This window comes from Geminicoccus sp. (genome assembly GCF_036263595.1).
Classification (GTDB): Bacteria; Pseudomonadota; Alphaproteobacteria; order Geminicoccales; family Geminicoccaceae; genus Geminicoccus.
This window is the reverse complement of sequence record NZ_DATAGQ010000046.1, coordinates 1-4,837: the sequence shown is the minus strand read 5'-3', so window position 1 is coordinate 4,837 and position 4,837 is coordinate 1. Positions and strand designations below refer to the sequence as shown.

Below are 4,837 nucleotides of genomic sequence, written 5' to 3'. Positions count from 1 at the left end.
GAAACGCGACGTTGCTCGTGATCCCAACGAGGCGCAGCGGGATCATGGTTTTCATGTAGAACGTCGCGAACACGAGCCCGGCGGCCACATAGCCCGCGAACTCCGCGAACGTCATGTCTGTGCAACCCCCCGCGTCGCCGCCGTGTCGAGCTTGGAGGCAAACACACATGCCTGTCGAGGCGTGAAGAGCAGCTGGTCCTGCCCCTATGGGGTGGTCTGGCTTGAGTTGAGGTGACCTGACCAATTGAGGCACTTGGCTTTGGCACAAGGCCTGGCTGGCCAGTGGCATCCCTCCACGACAGGATGGGAACCACTGGATAGGGGCTTTCTCTGAAGATCGATGCCATGCTGCACGCGCAACGAACGGACAGGGGCAGCCGGCATGATCTCACGACGTGGCTTTGCTGCCGGCCTGGCGGGTGCTGTCCTTTCTGGACATGCCTTGGCCGAGGGAGCGGCCTCCCATAAGGCTCATCGGCATGTCGATGAGGCCATGGCGCCCATCATCAAGGATTGGCAGGCGCAGAGCCCGAAGACGCCTGGGGTCGCCGTCGGCATCCGGTTCTCCAACGGCCATGTCTGGAACCGAGGTTTTGGGCTGGCCGATCTGCGCGGCCGGCGCCCGATGCCGGCCAACGGCTTTATGCGCGTCGGCAGCGTCACGAAGACCTTCACCGGAACGGTGCTGCTGCAACTCGTCGATGCTGGCCTGATCGGCCTGGACGACACGCTGTCCCAACACATCCGCGGCGCCATCCCGCCGATCCCTGACGCGGACCGGATCACGATCCGCATGTTGGGCAACATGTCGAGTGGCCTCTTCGACTACGTCGATATCGTCGAGCCTGGCAGCGATCCGTCCGCTAGGATCTGGACCAGGCCCTTCACGATGGCAACGCCCAGAGAGCTTGTCACAATCGGCCTCTCCAGGCCCCCGAACTTCCCCCCAGGCCAGGGATGGAATTATAGCAATACGAACTTCGTCTTGTTGGGCATGATCATCAGGAACCTCACTGGACGATCGCTCAGCTCGAACATCCGCCAGCGCATTTTGAAGCCACTCGGCTTGAGCGACACGTATTTTCCGCTCAACACCAAGTACCAGTATCCTCATCCTGAGGGTTATAGCCTCAAGGGACCAGACTACACCTCGCTTGCCCAGATCACCTCGATCCACGCAGGCAGTGGTGCCTGGGCTTGCGGCAACATGATCTCAACACCACAGGACATGCTGCGCTACGCCAAGCCGCTCGCGACCGGGCGGCTGATCTCGAAGACCGTGCAGAAGGAGAGGACGAAATGGCTGGACGGGACGCCCTATGCTCCTGGCAAGCCGTTCACCGACCAGAAGTACGGGTTTGCATTGGCCAAGCTGGACGGGCTGATCGGCCATGGTGGCAACATCCAGGGATACGATACCTTCCTGGGTCATCTCCCTGCCGTGGATGCGAGCATTGTCGTGATCTCCAACCTTTATCTCACCAACGATCCTGGCTTGGGCAGCCCAGGCCTCGCCAAGCAACTCGCCGCTCGCCTCCTGTCCGAGGCCATCTGATCTGGAGACGCAAGATCAAGGTCTCGACCTGAGCGCCTGGTCGAGGTGACGCCAGAAGGAGCTAGGGCCGGTCATGAAGGCCGTGGCGGCACCGGTACGGTCGAATCCGGTGCAGCAAGAGGAAGAAGCAAGGATGAGTCTCGCTCGCGCTGCCCTCTGGGGCGCAGTGTTTTTGGTCGCACTCAGCCTAGCCCCTTTGCAGGCAGCCGCCGCCTCGCCCGCACCACCAGCCGCCGCGACAAAGCATGGCCGGGGGCACCTGCCGGCCGAATGCCGCGACAGCAACCCGCATGAGGTCAGCCGGGTCAAGGTCGCCCCTGGCGTCGAGCTGGAAGTGCTCGACTTTGGCGGCGCCGACAACCGGCGAACGCTGGTGCTGTTGACCGGGCTTGGTGACAACGCGCACATTTATGATGATTTCGCGGTGCAGTTCACCGGCGACTTTCACGTCATCGGCATCACCCGCCGGGGGTTCCTGCCATCGAGCCGGCCAGCCAACGGCTACGACGTTGCGACTCGGACGCGTGATATCATCAAGGTCATGGATGCCCACCGGATAAAGCAGGCCTCGTTCGCGGGCCATTCGCTCGCAGGATCGGAGCTGAGCCGTCTGGGTGCCAGATATCCCGCTCGAGTGGAGAAGCTGGTCTACCTGGACGCCTATGACCTTGCCACCAGGTTCCGGCGCCCCGACGTTCCCGGCGTCGCGTTCAGCGATGAGGACACGCGCTCGCTCCTGACCTTTCAGGCAGCCGAGGCGCGCCTGACAGGAACCCGCAAGAACGACACATCGACCTGCTTGGGCCTGATCTTCGGCAGCACAGGCGCCGTTCTCGACGCGGCCAACCCGCCGGAGATCTCCGCGAAGATCCTCGCCGGTGTGCAAGCGCCAGCCAATCCCCTGGTCGATTGGCGCAGGATCCAGGCACCCCGGTTGGGCATCTTCGCCGATTACTCGGCCAAGGTGCGGCTACCCCATTACTGGTACCTGGAGCCTGCCGACCAGGCGCTGTTCGACAGGAACTTTCCGGGCATCGTGGCTTGGCAGAAGCAGACGATCGAACGCTTCTTCCAGCATGGCGGCGATGGTCCCAAACCGGTCGTCCGCGTGCTGCCCGCCTTCACGTCCCACTATCTCTTCATCAACCGCGAGGACTTCGTCGTCCGCGAGATGCGGCGGTTCCTGGCCCCATGAGGCAGACGCGCCTGCAGCCGAGCAGCATGCCGAAACGCCTATTGGGGATGTCTCCGTGCAACTAGCCAATCCGACAGGATCGTCGTGCAGCATGAGCGGAGGAGCAAGAGGCTCGGCTCCGGCGGCTCGGGAGACTGGCGGGGATCAGGAGTTTTGCGTTGTGTGCAGGAGCAGAAAGTAGCCAATCCAGCCTGATCCAGGTCGCGACGCGTGAACGATCATCTTGAGCCAGGATCAGCCTGCACATCGACCAGCTTTTGGAAGCGTGTCCTGGTACCTGTTGGTGGGATCGTCACCTATTGGTTGGTGTAGAACACAAACAGGATATCGCGCTGGTGAAGGACATCGGCTCAGATTGATATTCTGGCGCAGTGCCAGTCATCTGTTCTGCTTAGTGTGGCGGTCATCGATTCGTGGCAGGAACCAGGCGAGAAGCCCTGCCAGCGGAAGGAATGAGCAGAGCTGATAGACGCGCTCGATGCCGATGGTATCGGCCAGTCCGCCGAGGATGGCGGCAGCGATCCCACCCAAACCAAAGTTCAGCCCGTAAAATAGCCCACCGATGAGACCGATCCGATTCGGCGCGAGTTCCATCGCATAGATCAGGATCGCCGCGAAAGCGCTAGCCATGATCAGGTTGATGAAGACAGTCAGGACGCCGGTCCAGACGAAGTCGACATAGGGCAACAGAAGCGTCAGCGGCAGAGGGCCGAGAACCGAGAGCCAGATGATCCGATAGCGACCGATCCTGTCGCCGAGAATGCCACCGATCAAAGCGCCAACGGCAGAAGCCACCAAAAACACGAAGAGCATCATCTGCGACGTCTGGATCGGGACGTCGAAGCGGTCCATCAGGTAGAAGGTGTAGAAGGATCGGAAGCTTTCGATGTAGGCGTTCTTCGAGAACATCAGCAACGTCAAGACGATCAGGCCGACCACGACCGTCCTGCCGGAATGGGATGTCCCGCTTGCTGCTGCTTGGGAGATGGAAGCTTTGGCGGCGGCGACCTGCTTGCGGATTTCCATGTGTCGACCGGCTGTCCAGATCATCAGCATGATGGCAAGCACCGCGGCGAAAGCGAACCACGTGAGGCTGGCTTGGCCGCGCGGCACGATGATGAGCGCGGCCAGCAGTGGGCCCAGCGCGCCACCCGCCTGTCCACCGATCTGAAAGATGCCCTGCGCAAGCCCCTGGCGGCCGCCTGAGGCGTTGCGGGCCATGCGCGTTGCTTCTGGATGAAAGATCGACGAGCCGATGCCGATGCAGGCGGCCGACACAAGGATCAGGCCGTAGGTCGAGGCAAAACCCAGCCCGACGAGACCGGCGAGCGTGAACGTCATGCCGACGACCATCGAATAGGGCATCGGATGGCTGTCGGTGTAGTGGCCGACCGCGGGCTGCAGAAGGGAGGCTGAGACCTGGAACGTCAGCGTGATCATGCCGATCTGCACGAAATCGAGCGCATAGGCCTCTTTGAGGATCGGGTACACCGCTGGGATCAGCGACTGGATCAGATCGTTCAGGAGGTGGGTCAGGCTCAGGACCAGCAGGACCGCCATGTGCGTCTGTGTGCGGACAGGCGAGGAGAGTACTTGGCTCATGCCGGGATCACGTCTTTCGGCCAGGGCAATCGGTAGGGCTCTTGGTTTTGGTTGTCCCGATTACCCTCGAACTGGCTGACTGAGAATAGCCAGTCGATGGGCGGTGAGATGGGTCAGTTCGAGGAGAAGGTCGATATTTCACGGGCTGACTAGATGGGTTATCCATCGATCGTCGTTGATATTTGTGCGGCTATCAGAGATCGACGCTTTGGCGCTAGCCTTCTGACAGCCGCTTGATCACCATCGTTCGTCAGCTGGCCCTGTGATCGCTTCGATGGCTTTAGCGATCTGATCTGGCACGGCGTGATGAACCATGTGCCCTGCCCCCGGCACCAGCTGAAGGATGCTGTGCGGGATCTGTTCATGGAGCCGCACCGCGTGTCGGTCGACATCCACGACCTTGTCCTCCTTGCCTGCGATGATCGTCACCGGCATGCGCAAGCTCGGGTAGCCGCTTTGCATGGATGCCGCGCCATAAGCCATGC

The 4,837-nt window shown here is 61.4% G+C and carries 4 protein-coding genes; 2 read left to right on the top strand and 2 right to left on the bottom strand.

Features of this window, described 5'->3' with window-relative positions; genetic code table 11:
- Nucleotides 1-382: 382 nt before the first annotated feature.
- Nucleotides 383-1,555 carry a serine hydrolase domain-containing protein gene (locus VHL31_RS03800; RefSeq protein WP_329659877.1) on the top strand — a complete coding sequence of 391 codons (1,173 nt, stop codon included), beginning with the start codon at nucleotides 383-385 and terminating at the stop codon, nucleotides 1,553-1,555.
- 133 nt (nucleotides 1,556-1,688) lie between these two features.
- Nucleotides 1,689-2,750: an alpha/beta hydrolase gene (locus VHL31_RS03795; RefSeq protein ID WP_329659876.1), complete on the top strand. Its 1,062-nt coding sequence runs from the start codon at nucleotides 1,689-1,691 to the stop codon at nucleotides 2,748-2,750.
- Between the two features lie 378 nt (nucleotides 2,751-3,128).
- Here the strand turns inward: VHL31_RS03795 and VHL31_RS03790 are convergent, their stop codons facing one another.
- Both VHL31_RS03790 and VHL31_RS03785 read right to left on the bottom strand, forming a co-directional pair.
- Nucleotides 3,129-4,310, bottom strand: coding sequence for an MFS transporter (locus VHL31_RS03790; protein WP_329659875.1), 1,182 nt, complete (start codon nucleotides 4,308-4,310; stop codon nucleotides 3,129-3,131).
- A gap of 279 nt (nucleotides 4,311-4,589) precedes the next feature.
- On the bottom strand, nucleotides 4,590-4,837 hold a 248-nt coding region (locus tag VHL31_RS03785; protein WP_329659874.1), incomplete at its 5' end, for an alpha/beta hydrolase.